General features: G+C 65.3%; 17 protein-coding genes and 3 tRNA genes. 11 read left to right on the top strand and 9 right to left on the bottom strand.

Going from position 1 to position 21,435, the window contains the following annotated elements; all coding sequences use genetic code 11:
* Nucleotides 1-32: 32 nt before the first annotated feature.
* Nucleotides 33-908, bottom strand: coding sequence for an amidohydrolase (locus ASB57_RS03200; protein ID WP_057650500.1), 876 nt, complete (start codon nt 906-908; stop codon nt 33-35).
* 148 nt (nt 909-1,056) lie between these two features.
* On the bottom strand, nt 1,057-2,394 hold the full coding sequence (locus ASB57_RS03195) for a LysR family transcriptional regulator (protein WP_082621960.1): 1,338 nt from the start codon (nt 2,392-2,394) through the stop codon (nt 1,057-1,059).
* A 93-nt stretch (nt 2,395-2,487) separates the two neighbouring features.
* On the opposite strand from ASB57_RS03195, the gene ASB57_RS03190 reads away from it, so the two are divergent.
* The 5 genes from ASB57_RS03190 to ASB57_RS03170 all read left to right on the top strand — a co-directional run bounded on the left by ASB57_RS03190 (nt 2,488) and on the right by ASB57_RS03170 (nt 7,327).
* Entirely contained in the window at nt 2,488-3,612 is a 1,125-nt protein-coding gene (locus ASB57_RS03190; RefSeq protein ID WP_057650498.1) for a 4-oxalomesaconate tautomerase, read from the top strand.
* Nucleotides 3,613-3,676: 64 nt separating this feature from the next.
* On the top strand, nt 3,677-4,705 hold the full coding sequence (locus ASB57_RS03185) for an amidohydrolase family protein (RefSeq protein ID WP_057650496.1): 1,029 nt from the start codon (nt 3,677-3,679) through the stop codon (nt 4,703-4,705).
* Between the two features lie 68 nt (nt 4,706-4,773).
* Entirely contained in the window at nt 4,774-5,760 is a 987-nt protein-coding gene (locus ASB57_RS03180; RefSeq protein WP_057650494.1) for a tripartite tricarboxylate transporter substrate binding protein, read from the top strand.
* Nucleotides 5,761-5,792: 32 nt separating this feature from the next.
* Nucleotides 5,793-6,704 (top strand): NAD(P)-dependent oxidoreductase, encoded by a 912-nt coding sequence (locus ASB57_RS03175; RefSeq protein ID WP_057650492.1) that lies wholly within the window; start codon nt 5,793-5,795, stop codon nt 6,702-6,704.
* A gap of 236 nt (nt 6,705-6,940) precedes the next feature.
* Entirely contained in the window at nt 6,941-7,327 is a 387-nt protein-coding gene (locus ASB57_RS03170) for a hypothetical protein (protein ID WP_057650491.1), read from the top strand.
* 103 nt (nt 7,328-7,430) lie between these two features.
* On the opposite strand, the gene ASB57_RS03165 is transcribed toward ASB57_RS03170, so the two are convergent.
* The 6 genes from ASB57_RS03165 to rnr all read right to left on the bottom strand — a co-directional run bounded on the left by ASB57_RS03165 (nt 7,431) and on the right by rnr (nt 15,182).
* A tRNA-Val gene (locus ASB57_RS03165) sits at nt 7,431-7,506 on the bottom strand.
* A gap of 305 nt (nt 7,507-7,811) precedes the next feature.
* Complete coding sequence (locus tag ASB57_RS03160) at nt 7,812-8,084, bottom strand: HU family DNA-binding protein (RefSeq protein WP_057650488.1); 273 nt, start codon at nt 8,082-8,084, stop codon at nt 7,812-7,814.
* Between the two features lie 392 nt (nt 8,085-8,476).
* Nucleotides 8,477-9,721 (bottom strand): cystathionine gamma-synthase family protein, encoded by a 1,245-nt coding sequence (locus ASB57_RS03155; RefSeq protein WP_057650486.1) that lies wholly within the window; start codon nt 9,719-9,721, stop codon nt 8,477-8,479.
* A gap of 176 nt (nt 9,722-9,897) precedes the next feature.
* Complete coding sequence (locus ASB57_RS03150) at nt 9,898-11,847, bottom strand: ATP-dependent Clp protease proteolytic subunit (RefSeq protein WP_057650485.1); 1,950 nt, start codon at nt 11,845-11,847, stop codon at nt 9,898-9,900.
* Nucleotides 11,848-11,877: 30 nt separating this feature from the next.
* Complete coding sequence (gene rlmB, locus ASB57_RS03145; protein ID WP_057650483.1) at nt 11,878-12,618, bottom strand: 23S rRNA (guanosine(2251)-2'-O)-methyltransferase RlmB; 741 nt, start codon at nt 12,616-12,618, stop codon at nt 11,878-11,880.
* 128 nt (nt 12,619-12,746) lie between these two features.
* The gene (rnr, locus tag ASB57_RS03140) at nt 12,747-15,182 is read right to left on the bottom strand and encodes a ribonuclease R (protein ID WP_156414046.1); all 2,436 of its coding nucleotides are present in this window, start codon (nt 15,180-15,182) and stop codon (nt 12,747-12,749) included.
* A gap of 91 nt (nt 15,183-15,273) precedes the next feature.
* On the opposite strand from rnr, the gene ASB57_RS03135 reads away from it, so the two are divergent.
* The 3 genes from ASB57_RS03135 to ASB57_RS03125 all read left to right on the top strand — a co-directional run bounded on the left by ASB57_RS03135 (nt 15,274) and on the right by ASB57_RS03125 (nt 16,663).
* Nucleotides 15,274-15,358: transfer RNA gene (locus ASB57_RS03135), tRNA-Leu, on the top strand.
* 220 nt (nt 15,359-15,578) lie between these two features.
* Nucleotides 15,579-15,663 (top strand) — tRNA-Leu (locus tag ASB57_RS03130).
* A 196-nt stretch (nt 15,664-15,859) separates the two neighbouring features.
* Entirely contained in the window at nt 15,860-16,663 is an 804-nt protein-coding gene (locus ASB57_RS03125) for a hypothetical protein (RefSeq protein WP_057650479.1), read from the top strand.
* An 88-nt stretch (nt 16,664-16,751) separates the two neighbouring features.
* On the opposite strand, the gene ASB57_RS03120 is transcribed toward ASB57_RS03125, so the two are convergent.
* Nucleotides 16,752-17,201 (bottom strand): GNAT family N-acetyltransferase, encoded by a 450-nt coding sequence (locus ASB57_RS03120; protein ID WP_057650477.1) that lies wholly within the window; start codon nt 17,199-17,201, stop codon nt 16,752-16,754.
* 164 nt (nt 17,202-17,365) lie between these two features.
* Here ASB57_RS03120 and ASB57_RS03115 point away from each other — a divergent pair, with 164 nt between their 5' ends.
* The 3 genes from ASB57_RS03115 (at nt 17,366) to ASB57_RS03105 (ending at nt 21,167) form a co-directional block, all read left to right on the top strand.
* A complete protein-coding gene (locus ASB57_RS03115) occupies nt 17,366-18,316 on the top strand; it encodes an AEC family transporter (RefSeq protein WP_057650475.1) in 951 nt (316 codons plus the stop codon).
* A 25-nt stretch (nt 18,317-18,341) separates the two neighbouring features.
* A complete protein-coding gene (locus ASB57_RS03110; RefSeq protein WP_057650473.1) occupies nt 18,342-19,619 on the top strand; it encodes an arsenic transporter in 1,278 nt (425 codons plus the stop codon).
* A 321-nt stretch (nt 19,620-19,940) separates the two neighbouring features.
* Entirely contained in the window at nt 19,941-21,167 is a 1,227-nt protein-coding gene (locus ASB57_RS03105; RefSeq protein WP_057650471.1) for a YeeE/YedE family protein, read from the top strand.
* Nucleotides 21,168-21,435 lie beyond the last annotated feature (268 nt).

Raw genomic sequence — 21,435 nt, 5'->3', positions numbered from 1 at the left:
GGCGATGGGGACCGTCCCCATCCATCCCACACTCAGTCGTACCAATACAGCCGCTGCGGATTCTCGACCAGGATGCGTTCGAGGACCGTGGCATCGTCCGAGTACAGCGGCAGCAGGTCGACGAGCTTGCCGTCATCGGGCACTTCCCGCACATTGGGATGCGGCCAGTCGGTGCCCCAGACGATACGGTCCACAGCGACGTCCAGCATGCGGCGCACAAAGGGCACCGCATCCGCATAAGGCACATCCTGCTGCGACAAGGCCGCGGAGATGCGTTCAGGCCCGCTGATCTTCAACCACGCGTTCGGGTGGCGCAGGATATCCAGCAGTTCGGCCAGGGCCGGCTGCTCCAGCCCGTCGGCGACCATGGGCCGTCCCATGTGGTCGATCACGAAGGGCACCGGCAGCGTTTCCAAAAAGCCCCGCATGGCGCCCAGATGCGCCGCGGTGATGTGCAACTGCACATGCCAACCCAGGGGCGCGATACGCTCCGCGACGGCCCGCACCTTGTCCGTATCCGCCGACTGCCCCAGATGCGGCATGAAGTTGTAGCGTACGCCCCGCACGCCCTGCGCATGCAGTTCCCGCAGCGTCTGCGGCGAGACGTCGTCGTCGACCAGGGCCACGCCGCGATAGCGCTCCGGCGCGCGAGCGATGGCGGCCAGCATGGCGCCGTTGTCAGTGCCGTGCACGGTGGCCTGGACCAGAACGGCCCGGTCGATACCCAGCAGGCGGTAGAGCGCTTCGAGCTTTTCGATGGGCGCGTCCGGGGGATCGTAGCTGCGGGCCGGATCCAATGGAAATTTGTCGGCGGGGCCGTACACGTGCACATGCGCATCGCAGGCGTTGCGCGGCAGGACGAAGGTGGGCTTGCTCGGATCGGGATGCGGTGGCGGCACGCGCTTCATTGGGCTGTCTCCGTTATTTTGATGTCCGTCAGTATCGCCCACCGCCGCCGGATCAGGGTTGCCTTGTGCACCCGCGCCGCTCTATTCCGCTTATGAGCCTGCCGCCGCTGGTGCCCTTGCCGGCGGCCGCGCGCGGCGGTAGCCGCTATCACCCTGGCACTAAAAGACTCCGATTCATCGCAGACACCGCGGAGCTGGCTTTGCCAGTCCGCCAGTGTCGCCCCCTGGGGGGCCGCGCTCCGCGCGGTACGGGGGGGCCTCCTACCGCAAGCCGCTTGACCTCGTCCAGCAGGGCGCGGGCCCCCGGTTGCAGTTGCGCGCCCGTACGCAGGGTCACGCCGATATGCCGCTGCATGCCACCCAAAGGGAACTTCAGGGCCGCCAGGCCGCCTGCCTCGAATTCATAATGCAGTTGATGCACCGACAAGGCGGTCAACATGTCCGAATGCAGGAGCAGGCCGCGCAACAGCGCCAGGTCGGCCGTCTCCACCGAAGGGACCAGCGCGGCCCTGCCCTGGCTGATGAAGTACGCATCGAGCTGGTCCCGCAAGGGCGTGGACGCCCGCGACAACACCCACGGATAGGCTTCCAGGTCAGTGAAAGCGATGGACCGCTTGCGCGCCAGCGGATGCCCGGCCCGCGCGATAAGGACGATGTCCTCATGCAGCAGCACCTCGGTGGTCAGGGCGGAATCCTGCAAGGGACGCAGCGCGCCCACGATGAAGTCCACGTCGGCGCTGAGCAGGCGCGCGCACAGGTCGCCGTAAGGACTTTCCAAAGTGCGTATGCGCAACTTGGGATGGCGCGCCAGCACGCTGGCGATCGCCGCGGGCAACACCAGCGTGCGGATCAAGGGCAAGGCGCCCACGGTGACGATGCCTTCAAGCACGCCTTCCAGCGCCGCCACGTCAGCCTGGATGTTGCGCAGCTCGGCCAGCACCCGCTTGAAATGCACCACCCACCGTTCGCCCAGCGGCGTCGGCACCATGCCGCGCGGCGTGCGCTGGAACAGCGGCTGGCCCAGCACTTCCTCCAGGCTGGAAATGGACGCGCTGATGGCCGGCTGCGTCAGTCCGCAAACATGCGCGACCGTCGACATATGGTGCACGTCCGCCAGCAGGGCCGCGTGCATCAGCCGGCGTGTGTGAAACAGCGTCGCCACCGTACCGACCACGCCGGCGCGGGTGGCGGCATCGTCGCGGTCGGCGCCGCGACCGCGTTTCAACGTGCGGGCTTCATCGTGCACCGCGGCAAGCTCTGCCGCGATGACGGTGGCGCGCACCCGTACCACCTCGCCCGCCGCCGTCAGCAACATCCCCGTGCCCTTGCGCTCGAACAGCTTGACGCCAAGGCTGTCCTCGAAGCGGTTGATGGCCCGCGTCACGGCCGAGGAGGCGCGGAACAGCGTCTCCGCCGCGCTGCGGATGCCGCCCGAGGCGGCCACGCAGTTGAATACGTAGAGATGATGCAGGCTGATGGAGGACATAAACATATTAGAACGCCCCTCCCCCTACAAGGCAACCCGCGCCCGCTACCGCGGAACCATACTGCACTCATACATATAAAGAGAGCGGAGACAATGAGCACTCGACCAGACCGGCTGCAAGAAAGCCAAAGGCAGCAGGCCGTGCCCTGTATGCTGATGCGTGGCGGCACCTCGCGCGGCCCTTTTTTCAAGGCAACCGACCTGCCCGCGGACATCGCCGCGCGCGACGCCGTGCTGCTCGCGGCCATGGGCTCGCCCGACGCGCGCCAGATCGATGGCCTGGGCGGGGCGCATCCGCTCACCAGCAAAGTGGGCATCGTCAGCGCCGGCACCACACCCGGCGTCGACCTGGAGTTCCTGTTCGCGCAGGTTTCGGTGGCCCAGGCCAAGGTGGACACCACGCCCAATTGCGGCAATATGCTCGCCGCCGCCGTGCCCTTCGCCCTGGAAACCGGCATGCTGGCCGCGACGGGCGACCGCAGCACGTTTCGCGTGCTGGCTCTGAATACGGGCATGCAGTGCGACATCACCGTGCAGACCCCCAACGGCGGTGTCCGCTATGACGGCGACGCCCGCATCGACGGCGTGCCCGGCACCGCGGCGCCGGTCTTCATCAACTTCCTCGATACGGCGGGGTCGGTGTGCAGCGGCCTGCTTCCCACGGGGCAGGCGCGCGATCTTATCGACCTCGACGATGGCGGCAGCCTGGAAGTCACCTGTATCGACAACGGCATGCCCATGGTGCTGATGCGCGCCGGCGATCTGGACCGTACCGGCTACGAGACGGTCGCCGAACTGAACGGCGACACGGATCTGAAGCGCCGTCTTGAAGCGATCCGGCTCAAGGCCGCCGCGCTGATGGGCCTGGGTGACGTCACGGAGAAGCCTTATCCGAAGATGTGCCTGATCGCCCCGCCCCGCGCGGGCGGCGCCATCGCCACGCGCTGCTTCATCCCCCATGTCTGCCATGACGCCATCGGCGTGCTGGCCGCGGTGACGGTTGCCACTGCCTGCGTGATGCAGGACTCGGTCGCGGCTGGCACGGCTCACGTGGCGCCGGGCCTGCAGCCCCAGGTTTCGGTGGAACACCCATCGGGAGAATTCAGCGTGGGCCTGGAGCTGGATCCCGACGACACCCAGCGGGTGCTGAGCGCGGCCCTGTTGCGCACCGCCCGCCTGATCATGCGCGGCGACGTGCAACTGCCGTTGCGGTCATGATCCCACCGGATCACCGGAGCACCGGCTTACCGGATCACCTGCTTACCGGCTTTTGGAGAACACCTTGATCATAGATATCCACGGCCACTACACCACCGCGCCGCAGGCGCTGGAGGACTGGCGCAAGCGGCAGATCGCCGGACTGAAGGACCCCGCCGCCGCGCCGCGCGCGGCGGACCTGCACATCAGCGACGATGAAATACGCGAATCGATCGTCGCCAACCAGTTGCGCCTGATGCAGGCGCGCGGCAGCGACCTGACCATCTTCTCGCCCCGCGCCAGTTTCATGGCGCATCACATCGGCGATCTGCAGACCAGCCAGGCCTGGGCGGCCATCTGCAATGAACTGTGCCATCGCGTCGCCACGCTATTCCCCGATCACTTCATCGGCGCGGCGATGTTGCCGCAGTCACCCGGCGCGCCGATCGCCACGTCGATCGCGGAACTGGAGCGCTGCGTCAAGGAATACGGCTTCGTCGCGATCAACCTGAATCCCGATCCCTCCGGCGGCCATTGGACCTCGCCGCCCCTGGGCGACCGCTACTGGTATCCGCTCTACGAGAAAATGGTGGAGCACGACATCCCCGCCATGGTCCACGTCAGCACCAGCTGCAACGCCTGCTTCCATACGACGGGGGCGCATTACCTGAACGCCGATACCACCGCCTTCATGCAGTGCCTGACGTCGGACCTGTTCAAGGACTTCCCGGACTTGAAGTTCGTCATCCCGCATGGTGGCGGCGCGGTGCCCTATCACTGGGGCCGTTTCCGCGGTCTGGCCCAGGAGATGAAGAAGCCGCCCCTGGACGAGTCGCTGCTGAACAATATCTTCTTCGACACCTGCGTCTATCACCAGCCCGGCATCGATCTGCTGGCCCGGGTGATTCCCGTGCGCAACGTGCTGTTCGCCAGCGAAATGATAGGCGCGGTACGCGGCATCGACCCCACCACGGGCTTCCATTACGACGATACGCGGCGCTATATCGATGCGGCACCGCAACTCACCGATGCCGACCGGCAGCAGATTTACGAAGGCAATGCCAGGCGCGTCTATCCGCGCCTGGATGCGGCGCTCAAGGCGCGCGGCAAGTAGCCCGTGCTTGCCGCGCGTTTACCGCGAGCTTCCATCGCAGCACCATTAAAACGACAAAGGACGAGACAATGAAACACTCCCGCCGCGACTTCATGCTTGGCGCGACCGGCGCGCTGGCCGCGCCCCTGTTGCCCGCCTGGGCCCACGCCGGGGCCTTTCCCGAACGCCCCCTGCGCATGATCGTGCCCTTCGCTCCGGGCGGCAACGTCGATGCCACCGCGCGCGTCGTCGGCGCCGGCATGACCGAAGCGATGCACGCGACGGCCGTCGTGGAAAACAAGCCGGGTGCCGGCGGCAGCATCGGGGCGGACATGGTGGTGCGTTCGCCCGCGGACGGCTACACCCTGCTGGTCGGCTCCAACGGTCCCCTGACGGTCAATCCCTTTATCCAGGCCCACCTGCCCTACGATCCGCTGCAGGACCTGGCGCCGGTCGCCATGGTCGGCTACGTCCCCCACGTCATCGTCATCAACCCGTCGATTCCGGCGCGCAACCTGACGGAGCTGGTGGCGCTGTCCAAGACGCGGCACATCAATACCGGCACCTCCGGCGTCGGCAGCGCCACGCATCTGACGCTGATACGGCTGAACGCCATGACCGGCGCCCAGTTGGTCCATGTGCCCTATCGCGGCGGCGGCGCGCTGATTCCGGACCTGCTGGGCGGCAGCCTGGACGCCACGTTGACGGAGTTCTCGACCGTGCTGCCGCTGTTGCGCGCCAACAAGGTACGCGTGATCGCGGTGGCTTCCGAGCAGCGCATGGCCTTGGCACCCGAGATCCCCACCGTCATCGAGGCAGGTGTCCCCAAGTTCCTGGCGTCCAGCTATGTGGGCGTGCTGGCGCCGGCCAAGACGCCGGCGCCCGTGCTCGCGGCGTTGCAGCAAGGCGTGACGGCCAGCCTGACCAACAGCGCCATCGCCGGCAAGCTCAGCGAGCTGGGCGTGGTGGCCGCGTCGGAGCAGCAACGCAGCTCCGCCGGTTTCAAGCAATTCCTGCAAGCCGAATACGAGAACGCCAAACAGGCGGTCAAGCTCGCCGGCATCAAGCCGGAATGACACGAACACGCTAACGCAACACGGAGAATTCCATGCAACAGCAAGCCCCGAACGCCTCGCGTTCAATCGCGATCATCGGCTTCGGCGAAGTCGGTCCCATCCTGGCGCAGGCGCTGGTCGAGCAAGGCTGCGCGGTCAGCACCTACGACACCAAGCTGGACCAGGCGGCCACGCGGCCGCAAATCCTGGCCCGTGCCCAGCGCAGCGGCGCGCGCGTCGCCGACACGCTGGCCGCCGCCCTTGAGGGGGCGCAGTGGGTGTTGTCCGCGGTGACCGCCAGCCAGGCCGAAGCGGTGGCCTCGGCGGCCGCGCCGCTGATGAAGCCGGGCCAGACCTTCATCGACTTGAACTCCGTGTCGCCCAAGGTCAAGCAGACCAACTGCGAGCGCATCCAGCAGGTCGGCGCCGACTATGTCGAGTCGGCCGTCATGGCGCCGGTGCCGCCGCAGGGTATCCGCGTGCCGATGCTGCTGGGCGGCCACACTGCCGGGGCGATTTCAGAGGGGTTGAATGCGCTGGGCTTCAATACCAAACCCGTCGCTGATGACATCGGCCTGGCATCGGCCATCAAGCTGTGCCGCAGCATCATGATCAAGGGCACTGAAGCCTTGTGCGTGCAGTCCATGCTTGCCGCGCGTCACTTCGGCGTCGACGAGCGCGTGCTGACGTCGCTGCACGCGACCTTCCCTGGCGTGGGTTGGGACCAGGGCTACGAAGCCTATCTGATCGGCCGCGTCGCCGAGCATGGCCAGCGCCGCTCGGAGGAAATGCGCGAGGCGTCCGCCATGCTGTCGGAGATCGGCATGAACGGCGATCTGGCAAGCGCGATCGCCGACGTCCAGGAGAAATTGGCGCGCAGGGGCCAGTCGCTGCACGAAGACCTGGACGAAAAGGGCCGTCTGCCGGCGTGGCGCACGCTGCTGAAGAACTCGGATATCGGATAGGAAGAGGATGGGGTGGACGCCACCAAGGCCCCCAGGACGGGATGAGGTAGGATGTCGTCACGGCGGGATGTCTCGACCTTGCTGAGCCCGGTTTCAGAAAATTGCCCTGAAGCGTGTCTTTCAGGGCATTTTCTTTTCAGCCCCGAACAACAACTATCTTTGGAGTGATGATGCGTTTACGCACTTGGTGGATCGCGGTCGTTAGTGTCGGTTGCTCGACTGTTGCGAGCTTGACCATGGCTGCCGACAGCAAGTTCATGGAGATGGACACACCCAAGTTCGAGATCACCTGCGCAGGCAGGGGCGCTGACAAGCCATACACGGTCAGTTTCAAGTGGGACGGCAAGACCTTGTCTCAGCCATTCGACGCGATCGCTCTGAAAAACCCCGATACGTTCGCGGAACGCACGGTCCCAGGCGATCCTTCGCCCACCATCACCATGCGCTTCACCGACAAAGGGGCGGGATGGAACAACGCCGCAAGATTCATTGTGATGTTCGGCCAGAACGACGCCGTGGAGGCCGTAGGCTGGACCTACACGTCGTCGATTGGCGACCGCCAGCGCGATGCAAAATCGATCCCGTTCGATGAATGCTCGACGACCCTCACCGCTCCGAAATAGTGGAGCATTCGGCTGCTCGCCCATGATCTACCGCAGCGAAAATGGCTGCGTGCGCGAGCAGCGCCTGGAAAACTTCCAAACGATCGATACTTCGAGGGAGGTGTGGTGGGTGCTACAGGGGTCGAACCTGTGACCTACGCCTTGTAAGGGCGCCGCTCTACCAACTGAGCTAAGCACCCGGTGTTGTGCGGAAAACAGTGCGATGCACTGGAGCACAATTGCGCGGGTAGCCACGCCTTGGTTTCGAGTTCAAGCCGGCAAGAAAAACCAGCGCTGAATCGAGCAAGAAGACGCGAATTATATCTGGCCGGGACGGGCTCTGCAAACTGCCCTGCCGGCAGCCCCGAACGGCCGCGCGGCAATGAAAGCGCATGAATGAAAGCGCAAGACTGAAAATGCAAGAATGAAACCGCACAAATGAAAATGGCGAGCACTTAGGGCTCGCCATTTGTGCCGTCTTCAAAGACGGCGTCCTTCAGAGGACTCAGTTCACGGCGTCCTTCAGGGCCTTGCCCGGACGGAACTTCGGCACTTTACCCTTCTTGATCTTGATCGCTTCGCCGGTGCGCGGATTGCGACCGGTGCGAGCAGCGCGCGTGGTGACGGCAAACGTGCCGAAACCCACCAGCGTGACCGTGCCACCCTTTTTGAGCGTGCCCTTCACAGCGCCGATCAGCGCGTCCAGTGCACGGCCAGCGGCGGCCTTCGAAATGTCGGCCTTGCCGGCGATGTGGTCGATGAGCTCAGTCTTATTCATTCAGTTCTACCCCTCACAGGTAAATAGAAGTCCACCGGCCTGCGCCTGGCAATGCGGCCGGCAAAACATTCGAACGGGTTTCTCAAGCGAGTTTGCACTGCAAACCACTACATTCAGTGCCACGCCACCGAGGCTACAGGCGCCTGTTCAACCGCGCGAGAGCGCCAGCGACGTAGAGGCGTATTAGGCATCCGTGCGCAGCGCCTGTCAAGGGAGATTCCCCTCAGAAGCCGCGCCGTTACTAGCTTTCCAGGACCATTCATTGACGACGCGCCGACCTTGTGCCTAATCCACACAAGTGATTACCCAAGGACAATCCATCGTCGATCACCATCCAATGTAAACGGCGGGACCCGCCCGCCGTTTACAAACTGCCGCCGCCGCCGCGATGGTCAGGCGTTCAGGCAGGCACGCAGGGCCTGATCGAAATCGCCCAGCAAGTCGGCTTCGTCTTCGATGCCCACCGAGATCCGCAGGAAGCTGTCGGCGATGCCCATCTGCGCACGGCGCTCGGCACCCATTTCGTAATAGATCGTATGAGCCGCCGGCAGCGCCAGGGTGCGCGTATCACCCAGGTGCGTGGCCAAAATGACGACATCCAGGCGGTTCAGAAAATCGAAACAATCGATGCCGTCGACCAGCTCCACGCCCATCAAGGCGCCATAGCGGCCGCCGAACAGATTCTTGGCGCGTTCGTGCTGGGGATGTTCTTCCAGGCCGGGGTAATACACTTTCGACACCCCTTCGTGCGCTTGCAGGAAGCGCGCCAGCGCCAGGGCGTTGTCACAGTGCTTGCGCATACGCAGGGCCAGGGTCTCGGCGCCCACCGCGATCCGGTGGGCCGGCTCGGCCGCCAAGGTCCCGCCCATGTCGCGCAGACCCTTCTTCTTCACCTGCAGCAGGCCCCAGCTGGTAGGCGCGCCCTTCTTGTAGGCGTCATGGATGGCCGCGTAGCCGGACCAGTCATAAAGACCCGTATCCGTCACCGAACCGCCCAGCGCATGGCCGTGGCCGCCGATGTACTTGGACAGCGAGTTCATCACCAGGGACGCACCGACATCGATACCGCGGAACATCCACGGCGACGTCAGCGTATTGTCGATCACATAAACCAGATTGTGCTGCTTGCACAGCGCGCCGATGCCGCTCAGGTCGGCCACCTGGGTGCCGGGGTTGGCGATGGTCTCGACGAACACCATACGGGTATTGGGCCGCAGCGCGGCACGCACCTGTTCGGCGTCGGTGGCGTCGACGAAGCTGACTTCCACGCCCAAGGCGGCCATGGTGCCAAGCAGGCTGGTGGTATTGCCGAAGACGAACTGGCTGGACACCAGGTGATCGCCGCTGCGCAGCAAGGTGCCGAAGATGGCCGACAAGGCCGCCATGCCCGTGGCGAAGCTGACCGACGCCACGCCGCCTTCCATGCCGGTGATCTTGGCTTCGAGCGCGGTGCTGGTCGGCGTGCCCTGGCGCGCGTAGGTAAAGCCGGCCTTGCCCTGGAACACGGCCGCCAGCTCGCGCGCATCTTCATAACTATATTCCGACGACGGGTGCATGGGCTTGTGCACGGCGCCATGTTCGATGGGACTGCGGCGATCGGAATGCAGGATGGAAGTGGTGAAGCCGTTCTTTTTCATGGTGCGCGTAGTCGAGACGGAAGCGGTAAGACGGAGACGATAAGGCCAAATCGGGGCGACGAACAGATTTGATGACGACCAGCCCCAACGCATTCTAACGCCGACGCCCCGACCCCGCCCTCCCCGGCTGGTGTCGGACCTGGCGACCGGGCGCGGGCATCCGCGCGGCGCGGCGCCTACTTCTCGCCGCGGAACATGGCTTGCAGGGCCAGGTCGCGCGTGACAGGCGGCTGCTTCAGCAAGGTTTCGTAGAAGGAAATATAGGCATTGCAAAGCAGGCCGGGTTGATTCTTGTGCCCTTGCTCGTCCGTGAGCGCGTCCCGCAACGATGCCGGCATGGCACCCGAAACGGCCCGCATCGCTTCGCGGGCGGTCTTGCCCCGGGGCGCCGGCGAGCGCGTGGGCGGCGCGTCCAGCAACTGCGTCACCACCGCCACCTCTTCTTCGGCGATGGCGGGCGGCAAGGCCATGGTGATGTCCAGCGAACCTTCCGTCACCTGCACGCAAGCCTGCGGGCTGACGGCACGCGCCGCGTTCAATTCGCTCAACACCAGCCGGCTGAAGCGTTCCAGCCCGGGCACATCGGTCTCTTGCAGCAGGCCGGGCAAGGACGCCGCCACCACGCCGCGCATCGCCGTCATGATTTCCCCGTCGTTGCCGCCACGCTGCTGCACGGCCCAGCCCTGCGCCACCGCCCGGTCTATCGTGCCAGGGAAACGCCGATCATAAGCCTGGAAGATGGGCTCGCGCCGTACGATCCGCAGCAGGCTGTCCTTGTCCTTGAGCAGCCCGTAGCGGTTGGCCTCACCGCCCAGCGACATGCGCGTCACCACCTTGGCGTCCACCAGTTGCTGCTGCGTGGGGTACCAGACCGTTTCGCTGGGCGTATCCGCGATGCGCTTGATGAACCAGTCGGGCAGCCCGGCTTCGCGATAGCGATCCATCATGTCCTCGCTGGCGAGAAGATCGATGGCCTTGCCGCCGAACGGCGAGAACGGGCGATGAAAGCCGATGCGGGCATTGGGCGTGGCCGCGCGTTCATGACCCGCCAGGAAGGCGTAGGTGCATGCGCTGGCGCAGTACTCGTCGACGTAAGTGTCCAGCCCGCGCGCCTTGACCAGATTGGCCAGCAGCTCGCCTTCCTGCAGACGGCCGCCCGGCGAACTCAGCACCACGGTCTTCGCCTGCGGCGCCGCGTCGAGCGCCTGGCGCGCGCGCTCGGCCGCGCCCAGGTGCAGGAAACCGACGAGGATCACCGACTTGCCGTCCGGCGCGGGCTTGACCTGCAGGTCACCGCCCAGCACGTCCTTGCCGATCGACAGCAGCGCCAGGTCCTTGACCGGGCCCCACGGCATCGTGGTGCCTATTTCAAGGGTGAGCCACGCCAGGCATACCAGCATGATCTGCACCATCAGCGCCCGCTTCCTGGCCCATCCGCCCGCCAGACGGCGATCGGCGCAACGCCACATCCCCACGCCCCACCACAGCAGGCCCAGCAAGCCGAGCGCCAAGGCCGCCACGCTTTCCAGGGACAGCCATTGCAGCGGGGCCGTGCCCTTCATGGAAAGGGACACGTAGGCATGCAGGCACAGGAACAGCAGGCCGAAGACGAAACCGTTGATCCAGAACGTCACCCACAGCGACAACTGGCCGCGCCAGTGACGCAGGAAATAGTTGCCCCGGCGCGGCACGGCGGCAGTGGGTGCGGCGGCAGCATCGGCAGCAGCGGGTGCAATCGAAGCAGCCGTCACGCGCAGTCCCGCCCGCCGCAGCGCCCAGGCATTGAACGGCCCCAGCACGCCGATCACGAACACGAAGGCCAGCCCCGCGCGCGACACGATCTGTTCGGACACTTGCGGCGACAGGACCAGCGCGATGCCGTCGACCACCGTGTAAACCGTCACCGCAAGATTGGCGGCCAAGGCCAGCCGGCGCAGCCACGGCTGCGCGCCGGCCCGCAACCCCGCCCAGGCCGTGAGCACGGCCAGGCCGCAGAACACCGCATCGCTGAACGAGTTCCAAGGCTTGCCGCCCTGGCTGTAAACCCACGCCGACACCGCCACCATGGCGAGCAGCAGCAACGCATCGACGCGCCGCATCAGACGGACCAGCCAGAATTCCTGCATGCTGCTGCTACCTGTTGGGGTGTTGATCGCCTACTTGGTGCCGCGTTGGCGCACCGATTCGTAAAGACACACGGCGCTGGCCACACTGACGTTCAGGCTTTCGACCGAACCCAGCATGGGGATCTGCACCAGTTGATCGCAGGTCTCACGCGTCAGGCGGCGCATGCCCTCGCCTTCGGCGCCCATGACCCAGGCCATGGGCTGGCGGGCATCGACGGCGTGCATGCTGTCGGTGGCCTCGTCATCCGTGCCGACCAGCCAGACGCCGCGGTCCTTCAGGCTGCGCATGGTGCGCGCCAGATTGGTGACCATCAGGTAGGGCACGGTATCGGCGGCGCCGCAAGCCACGCGTTGCACCGTCGTATTCAGCCCGACGGCGCGATCGCGCGGCGCGATCACGGCATGCACGCCGGCCGCGTCGGCCGTGCGCAGGCAGGCGCCCAGATTGTGCGGATCGGTGACGCCGTCGAGGATCAGCAGCAATGCCGGGCCTTCGATCACGTCCAGCACTTCGTCGACATCGACCGCCAGCTGACGCTGGTCGGCCAGGGCCACCACGCCCTGGTGGCGCGTGCCGCGCGCCAGCCCTTCCAGCCGGTCAGTCGCGACAGGGTGCACCTTGCAACCCGCATTGCCGGCCTGCTCGATCAGCGAGGTCATGCGTTTGTCGCGCCGATTGGCCTCGACGTAAATATCCTTGATGGAATCGGGCGCATGGCGCAAACGCGCCACCACTGCGTGAAACCCTGCGAGAACCTGGGTTGCCGCCATATTGAACCTCTCAAAAAAAATGCGCCCCGCCTGAAGACGGGGTGCGCATTATTCATCATTTCAGCGTCATACCTCAACGCTGGGTTGCAATGCCGGCATTCGAGCGCCCGCACCGCAACGTCCACGCATCAACGGCGCTTGCGGGTAGGCGCCGGCTTGGCCGCCTTCTTGGCTTCCGCGCGCCGCACCTTGGCCGTCTGCCCTTTCAGGGCGGGCGGCTTGGTGCCAGCTGCTTTCTTGACACGGCGCGGCGGCTCTTCCGGTCCGCGCGCCGCGGCCTTGCGCAGGGAATCGAAGCTGGTGCCCTTGACCAGGCGGAACTCGATACGGCGCGCTTCCAGGTCGACCCGCGCCACCTGCACCTGCACCTTGTCGGTCAGGCGATAACGCATGCCGGTGCGCTCGCCACGCAGTTCGTGCAGGCCATCGTTGAACTGGAAGTACTCGCCGCCCAATTCCGACACATGCACCAGCCCTTCCACATGCAGCGTATCCAGGGTCACGAAAATGCCGAAGCTGGCCACGCCAGTGACGGTGCCGCTGAAGTCTTCGCCCACGCGTTCCTTGACGAACCAGCACTTGAGCCACGCTTCGACGTCGCGCGAGGCGTCGTCGGCACGGCGCTCGGTGGCCGACAGGATCAGCCCCAGCTTTTCCCAGATGGCGTGTTCCTGCTCTTTGTGCGAACGGCCCACGGCCACCGGCGGCTCTTCCAGCGACGGCACGTAGCGTTTGCCCACCAGCAGGCTCTTGATCACCCGGTGCGTCAGCAGATCCGGATAGCGGCGGATCGGCGACGTGAAATGGGTATACGCCGGATACGCCAGCCCGAAGTGGCCAACATTATCGGGGCTGTACATGGCCTGCTGCATCGAGCGCAGGCACATGGTCTGCAGCAGCGGATAGTCGGGCCGGCCCCGCACGGTGTCGAGGAACTCGCCGTAGTCCTTGGCCGTGGGCGAGTCGCCCCCGCCCAGCGACAGCCCCATGGTGCGCAAGAATTCGCGCAGCGACTGCAGGCGGTCGTGCGTGGGACCTTCGTGAATCCGGTACAGGCCGGGGTGCTTGCTGCGCGACGTGAAATCCGCCGCGCAGGTGTTGGCCGCCAGCATGCACTCTTCGATCAGCTTGTGGGCGTCGTTGCGTACCACGCCGACGATCTGCTCGATACGCCCCAGTTCGTTGCAGACGATCTTGGTTTCGACCGTGTCGAAATCGATGGCCCCGCGCTTGCGGCGCGCCTGCTGCAACAGCTGGAACAGTTCATACAGATGCTGGACCTGCGGCAGCACCGACCGCATGGCTTGCGCCGTCGGTCCCGTGGGTTGCTGCAGGGCGGCCCACACATTGGTGTAAGTCGTGCGCGCATGCGAGTGCATGACGGCGTTGTAGAACTGGTAGGCCGTGACCGTACCGGCCTTGGCGCCGCTGGCGGGAATGACCATGTCGCACACCAGCACCAGGCGATCCACGTTGGGATTCAGCGAGCACAGGCCGTTGGACAGCGATTCCGGCAGCATGGGAATGACCCGGCGCGGGAAATACACGCTGGTGCCGCGCTCGACGGCGTCGTCATCCAGGGCATCGTTAGGTTGCACGTAATGGCTGACGTCGGCGATGGCCACCAGCAGGCGCCAGGCCGGGCGCTTGCGCTGCCCCGTACCCAGCTCCACCGGCTCACAGTAGACGGCATCGTCGAAGTCGCGGGCGTCTTCGCCATCGATGGTGATCAGCGGAACGTCGCGCAGATCGACGCGGTCTTTCAGATCGCTCTTGCGCACCACGTCCGGCAGGCGCGCGGCCTGCTTGCGCGCGGGTTCGGAGAAATCGACCGGCACGTCGAACTTGCGCACGGCGATTTCGATTTCCATGCCCGGATCGTCGATTTCACCCAGCACCTCGTCGACGCGGCCCAGCGGCTGCGTGTGGCGCGTCGGCTGCTCCATGATCTGCACCGAAACGACCTGGCCATGCTGCGCGCCGTGGGTGTCGCTGGGCGGGATCAGGATGTCGTGCTTGATGCGCTGGTCCTCGGGGACCACGATGGAAAGGCCGTGCTCATGCAAAAAGCGGCCCACCAGCTTGTTGGTGCGCCGCTCGATGACCTCGACGATATTGCCTTCCGGCTTGCCGCGGTATTCGCCGCCCGGCTTGACCAGGACCCGGTCGCCATGCAGCACCTTGAGCATTTCGCGCGGCGACAGGAAGATGTCCGGACCGCCGTCGTCGCGCAACAGGAAGCCGAAGCCGTCCCGATGGCCCTGGACCCGCCCTGCGACGAAATCCAGTTTGGTTGCCAGCAACAGCACGCCCTTGCGATTCGGCAGCAATTGGCCATCGCGTTCCATCGCGTTCAGGCGTCGATCGAAACCGACCTGGGTGGAATCACGATTGACGCCCATGCGCTCGGCCAGTTCGGCCGGCGACAACGGGCCGCCCGCGGAACGCAGCGCGCGCAGTATCTCTTCGCGGCTGGGAACGTCCGGATCGAAATCGGGGGGTGCCTCTGGCACGACAGCAGATCTGTTCTTGTTATTGGAGTCGTTGCTTGATCGTTTTGCCAAAGCGAAAAATCCTGTTTATAATGCGCAGCTTCTGTGGCTTGCCCACTGGATGTGCTGCAAAGCAGTATTCTAACTAAATACTGCGTATAGTGCCCAGGTGGCGGAATTGGTAGACGCGCACGGTTCAGGTCCGTGTGCCGCAAGGTGTGGAGGTTCGAGTCCTCTCCTGGGCACCACAGAATTCAGAAACCCCCGTTCAGCGGAAACGCTAAACGGGGGTTTCGCTTTTGCGGGTCTGACTTGCCGGTTTGCGTATTGCGTCGAGGGTTTGCGTCGCCGATACGACACTCAGGCAAGTCATCTCAAAAAAATCCTACGAAACTTGCACAGCTTTAAAAAAGTGTGCATAATTCAATTCTTCGCTGAACGACGCGCAAGCGCCGAGATAGTGATAGTGCCCAGGTGGCGGAATTGGTAGACGCGCACGGTTCAGGTCCGTGTGCCGCAAGGTGTGGAGGTTCGAGTCCTCTCCTGGGCACCATAGTTTTCCGCAAGCAGTACTGCGAGTAGTTCTACAACTGACCCCGTGAACATTGTTCTCGGGGTTTTTTGTTTTCAGTGCAGCCTTTCCTGGTGCTGCCTCTCCTTTTTGAAACGGATTTAAACGCCGTCCCTTTCAAACAGCTTGCTCAGCTAATATCGACCGCCCCATCACCACTGAGTCGATACCACGTCGTATGACCCTGCGAGCACTGATTTCCAGCGCATTCCTTTTCGCCGCTTCCACTTCCCTGGTCCTGGCCGCGTCTGCCGAGGACTATCTCAAGGAAAAACAGCAGGCCGTTAGCGACATCGGCAAGGCCCTCGCCGCGGGCCCGGTGGAACGCGCGGACAAGCTGGACCAGCAAGCCCTTCTGAAACTGCAAGAGACTTTGCGCACGCTGATCGGACCGGTCCAGTTGAAGGGTTTTGCCGGCGACGGCAAGATCTCGCTCGAAACCCTGGAGAAAGGCGAAGAAGGCTGGGGCGGCCTGGATGGTCTGGCCTACACGTCCACCAGTGGCGACCGGCACCTGATCGTCACCCGCAAGCCGCTGCTGCAAGCCTGGCTGGCGACCTTCGAAGCGGAGGTCAAGATGCCCGCCGACCTGCCCTCGGCGGTCGCCAACGATTCCTACTACAGCGGCGCCTTCAACGACGGCACCTCTGTTTATAAATACGCGGACCTGCCGGTGAAGGTCGCCAAGGCCGACACCGTGGCCAAGGCCATCCTGTTCAGACAGAGTCAGGATCAGGCGGCGCCCCGCCCGCCCGACCAGATCGCCGTCACCGTGATCCAGGGCGACCGCGCCTATCTGCTGTGGCAGAAGACGACGGCACGGGACATCGCCGAATGCAAGAATGCCTACAAGCCGGGCATCAGCGAGGAAGGCGAGTTCGAGCAATGCTACGCACGCAAACTGCCCGCGCAGAGCGGCTACGACGCCCTGTTGAAACAGGCCCAGGCGATGGCCGACGAGTTGATTAGCGCGCCGCAGTGACGCGCTGACGGGCTTGCTGGAGCAGGCCCGGTGCAACAGGCTCGATAAAGCAGGCCCGCTGAAACAGGCCCGATAAACCAGGCCAGCTTCAGGCCGCCGGGCCGTCGATCAGCCGCAGCCGCATGGCCACATGCGGCAGGCCCGCATCCAGGAACGTCTCGCCGAACGCGACGAAGCCCTGCGCTTGATAAAAGCCGGTCGCATGCGTCTGCGCGTTGAGCAGCAGCTCTTCGTGCCCGGCGTCGCGACCCACCTCGATCAGGGCGCCCAGGATGGCGCCACCCACGCCGGCACCACGCGCGCGCTGATGCACGGCCATCCGGCCGATATGGCCGTCAGGCAGCAGGCGGCCCGTGCCCAGCGGCTCATCGTCGGGACCATAGGCGACCACATGCACGCACTGCGCGTCCATGTCATCCATTTCCAATTCGGGCGGCACGCCCTGCTCCTCCACGAATACCGTCTGGCGCACCGAAGCGGCATCGCGCGACAGGCTGGCCCAGTCGCCGATCTCGATGCGTAGCGGAATTTCTTTCATGTCACATCCTTGCTGGTCGATACAAGGCGCCATTTTGACAGGCGCGGGAGGACGAAACCAGCCCGCGGCGCCGCGCTTGCTTTAAACACTCGCCGCCGCCCCGTCCCGGCGGGCGCCCAAGTAGAATGGGCGGCTTTGGTCCAACCCGCCCTTTCCCACACGCCATGCTGGCCGTCCTCAATGCCACCCTGCCCGTTTTCGCGCTGATCCTGGCAGGCTGGCTATCCGCGCGCCGGCAACTGCTGGGACCGGCAGGCGGCGACGTCCTCAATCGCTTCGTCATCTACCTGGCCCTGCCCGCCCTGCTGTTCCACGCCATGACGCAAGTACGGCCGGATCAGCTGGCGCATGGCGGCTATGTGTTGTCGCTGGCCCTGGGCATCATCGTGCCCTTCCTCATCGCCTTTTGCGTGAAGCGGCCGCGCGGCACGCGCCGCAGCGACGTCGCCATCGAGGCGCTGGCCAATGCCTACGCCAACTCCGGCTTCATGGGCATTCCGCTGTGCCTGGTGGTGCTCGGCCCCCAGAGCCTGGCGCCTGCCATCATCGCGGTGCTGATGACGGCCTGCGTGCTGTTCGGCGTCACCATCACCTTGATCGAATTCGACCAGCACCAGGGCCAGCATCCGCTGCGCACCGTGCTCAAGACCTTGCGCGCGCTGTTGCGCAACCCGCTGCTGATCTCGCCCTTGCTGGGTCTGGCCTGGGCCTGGTCCGGCCTGCAGCTGCCCGTGGCGCTGGACCGCTTCATCGTGCTGCTGGGCGATGCCGCCAGCCCCTGCGCGCTGGTGGCCATCGGCCTGTTCCTGGCGCAGGCGGGGGCAGGCGGCGCGCCGGCCACCGTCGCGCGCATCGTCTTCGCCAAGCTGCTGGTGCAGCCCCTGGTGACGGCCCTGCTGGTGCTGGCGGTCTTCGACATGCCACCCGTGTGGGCCTGGACCGCCATTCTGATGAGCGCCCTGCCGATCGGCACGGGGCCGTTCATGCTGGCGCAGATGTACCAGCGCGATGCCCAGGCCGCGTCGCGCGCCATCCTCGTATCCACGGTGATTTCAGTCGCGACGATTTCCGCCCTGATCGCCTTCATCCAGCACCAGGGCATGTTGCAGCCCTGATCTCTTCTTCCCATCGCCGCCCTCCATGCTTGCTTTAGCCATCTTCGTCGTCACCCTGGCGTTCGTCATCATCCAGCCGCGCGGCCTGGGCGTGGGCTGGAGCGCCAGCGCCGGCGCCGCCGTCGCCTTGCTGCTGGGCGTGGTCCACTGGAACGACGTGCTTGCCGTCTGGCACATCGTGTGGAATGCCACCGCCACGTTCATCGCCATCATCATCACCAGCCTGATCCTGGATGAAGCGGGCTTCTTCAAATGGTGCGCGCTGCATGTGGCGCGTTGGGGGCGGGGCCGCGGCCTGCGCCTGTTCACGCTCATCGTGCTGCTGGGGGCGGCGGTCACGGCGCTGTTCGCCAACGACGGCGCCGCCCTGATCCTCACGCCCATCGTCATGGAAATGCTGCTGGCGCTGGGGCTGTCGCGCGCCGCCATGCTGGCCTTCGTGATGGCGGCCGGCTTCATTGCCGACACGGGCAGCCTGCCGCTGATCGTCTCCAACCTGGTGAACATCGTCTCGGCGGATTATTTCGGCATCGGTTTCGAGCGTTATGCGTCGGTCATGGTGCCGGTCAATTTCGTGGCGGTGGGCGCGTCGCTGGGCATGTTGCTGCTGGTGTTCCGGCGCGACATTCCCAAGACCTACGACGACGGCAACCTGCCCGAACCGGCCAGCGCCATTCGCGATCCCCTGACGTTCAAGGCGGGCTGGATCGTGCTGACCCTGCTGTTGGCGGGCTTCTTCCTGCTGGAGCCCATCGGCGTGCCCGTTTCCGCGATTGCCGCCACGGGCGCGCTGGGCCTGCTGCTGGTGGCCGGCCGTTCGCATATCGTCGGCACGCGCCGCATCATGAAGCATGCGCCCTGGAACATCGTCGTGTTTTCGCTGGGCATGTATCTGGTGGTCTATGGCTTGCGCAATGCCGGCCTGACCGAATACCTGGCGCGTTTTCTGGCGTGGTCGGCCCAGGGTGGCGTATGGGGCGCCGCGTTTGGCGCGGGCGGCGCGGCGGCCTTGCTGTCGTCCGTGATGAACAACCTGCCGGCCGTGCTGGTGGGGGCCTTGTCGATCGCCGACGCGCATGTCACGGGTCCGGTGAAGGATGCCATGATCTATGCCAACGTCATCGGCAGCGATCTCGGCCCGAAGATCACGCCCATCGGCAGCCTGGCCACGCTGTTGTGGCTGCACGTCCTGGCGCGCAAGGGCCTGGCCATCGGCTGGGGCTATTACTTCCGCATCGGCATCGTGCTGACGATTCCCGTCCTGGCGGCGACGCTCGCCGCGCTGGCGTGGCGGTTGTCCTAGCCGGGGTTCGCCTCCCCGGGGTTGATCTGTCTCAACCACCACTTTTTGTTGATTTGGGGGGCTGAAGCCCCCCAAGGCCCCCCCCCGAGCTACGCCAGGCGTCCATAGCACCGGGGCGGGAGGGGGGCCCCTGCGTCCCTCCTACCCCTTCCGTTGCGGCGGAGCGCACGCCTTTCTTTTATATAACTTATAGATATATAAAAAGACACAATCATTTCTTTTAAACATTAAACTCTCGGCGTACATTCCTCCTTTTCCGCCAAATCCGCGGAGATCCCGTCGCGCGCCCAGGCCGCGTCATCGCTCCCCGCCATATCCCTCATGTCCGCCAACGTTTCCTCCCTCAATTTCGCCCCGCCCGCGTCGCCCGTGCGCGCCAACCGCGCGCCGCTGTGGATCTCCCTGCTGCTTCTGCTGGCCGGCGTGTTCTATTTCAATGACCTGGCCGGCTGGCGTCAGGCCGCGCTGTGGATCGTCGGCGCCCTGCTTGGCGTCACGCTGTATCACGCGTCTTTCGGCTTCACCCAGGCCTGGCGCGTGTTCGTCTCCGACCGCCGTGCCGCGGGCCTGCGCGCGCAGATGCTGATGCTGGGCGTCGGCGTCATCCTGTTCTTCCCCGTCCTGTCGCAAGGCACGCTGTTCGGCCAGCCTGTCGCCGGCCTGGTCTCACCGGCCGGCGTGTCGGTGCTGCTGGGCGCCTTCCTGTTCGGCATCGGTATGCAACTGGGCGGCGGCTGCGCGTCCGGCACGCTGTTCGCCGTCGGCGGCGGCAATACCCGCATGGTCGTGACGCTGCTGTTCTTCGTGATCGGCTCGGTCATCGCCACCTACGTCTTCCCGTGGTGGTCGGCCCTGCCCGCCATCAAGCCGACGTCCATGGTGCTCGCCTGGGGTCCCCTGCCCGCCATCGTGGCCAACCTGGTCGTGTTCGCGCTGATCGCCTGGATCGCCACGGTGCTGGAGCGCCGCCGCCACGGCGCCGTCATCTCCTTCGCCAGCCGCACGGCGCGCCCCGGCAGCCTGCTGCGCGGCCCCTGGCCCCTGATCTGGGGCGGCATCGCCCTGGTCGTGCTGAACTTCGCCACCCTGGCCCTGGCCGGTCGCCCGTGGGGCATCACCTCGGCCTTCGCGCTGTGGGGCGCCAAGGCGCTGGCGGCAGCCGGTGTCGACGTCGGCACCTGGACCTACTGGGCCAAGCAGCAGAAAGCCCTGGCCGCACCGGTGGGCATGGATGTCACCACCGTCATGGACATCGGCCTGATGCTGGGCGCCCTGGCCGCCGCGTCAGTGGCGGGTAAATTTGCTCCGGTGTGGAAGCTGCCGCTGCGCTCGCTGCTGGGCGCCATCGTCGGCGGCCTGCTGCTGGGTTTCGGCGCGCGCCTGGCCTATGGGTGCAACATCGGCGCCTACTTCAGCGGCATCCTCTCTGGCAGCCTGCACGCCTGGCTGTGGCTGCCGGCCGCCTTCGCGGGCAGCGCCCTGGGGGTGCACCTGCGGCCGCTGTTCGGCCTCAACGTGGAAAAAACCGCCGCGCCCGCCGTGTGTTGATCTTCGGAGCGCTTGTCGCGCTCCGAAGATGCGGGCCTTCTCCGGCCGCCCCGAAAAGCCTGGTAATTCCCTCAGGGGGATTGCCAGGCTTTTTTGACGCCGGGCCGCCCCAAGTCAAAAAGCGTCCCCCTGGGGGACCGGGCAACCCGCAGGGTTGACCTGAGGGGTCTAATTTGATTCGTCTCCAGCGGAAAACAGCCCGCCGATCTCCCCATATTTACGGACATGGCTTTCTGGTATGGTTGCCGGCAAATAATGGCCGCGCCCC

Origin of the sequence: Bordetella sp. N, assembly GCF_001433395.1 — a bacterium.
GTDB lineage: Bacteria > Pseudomonadota > Gammaproteobacteria > Burkholderiales > Burkholderiaceae_B > Bordetella_C.
This window is presented reverse-complemented; position numbering and strand designations above follow the sequence as displayed.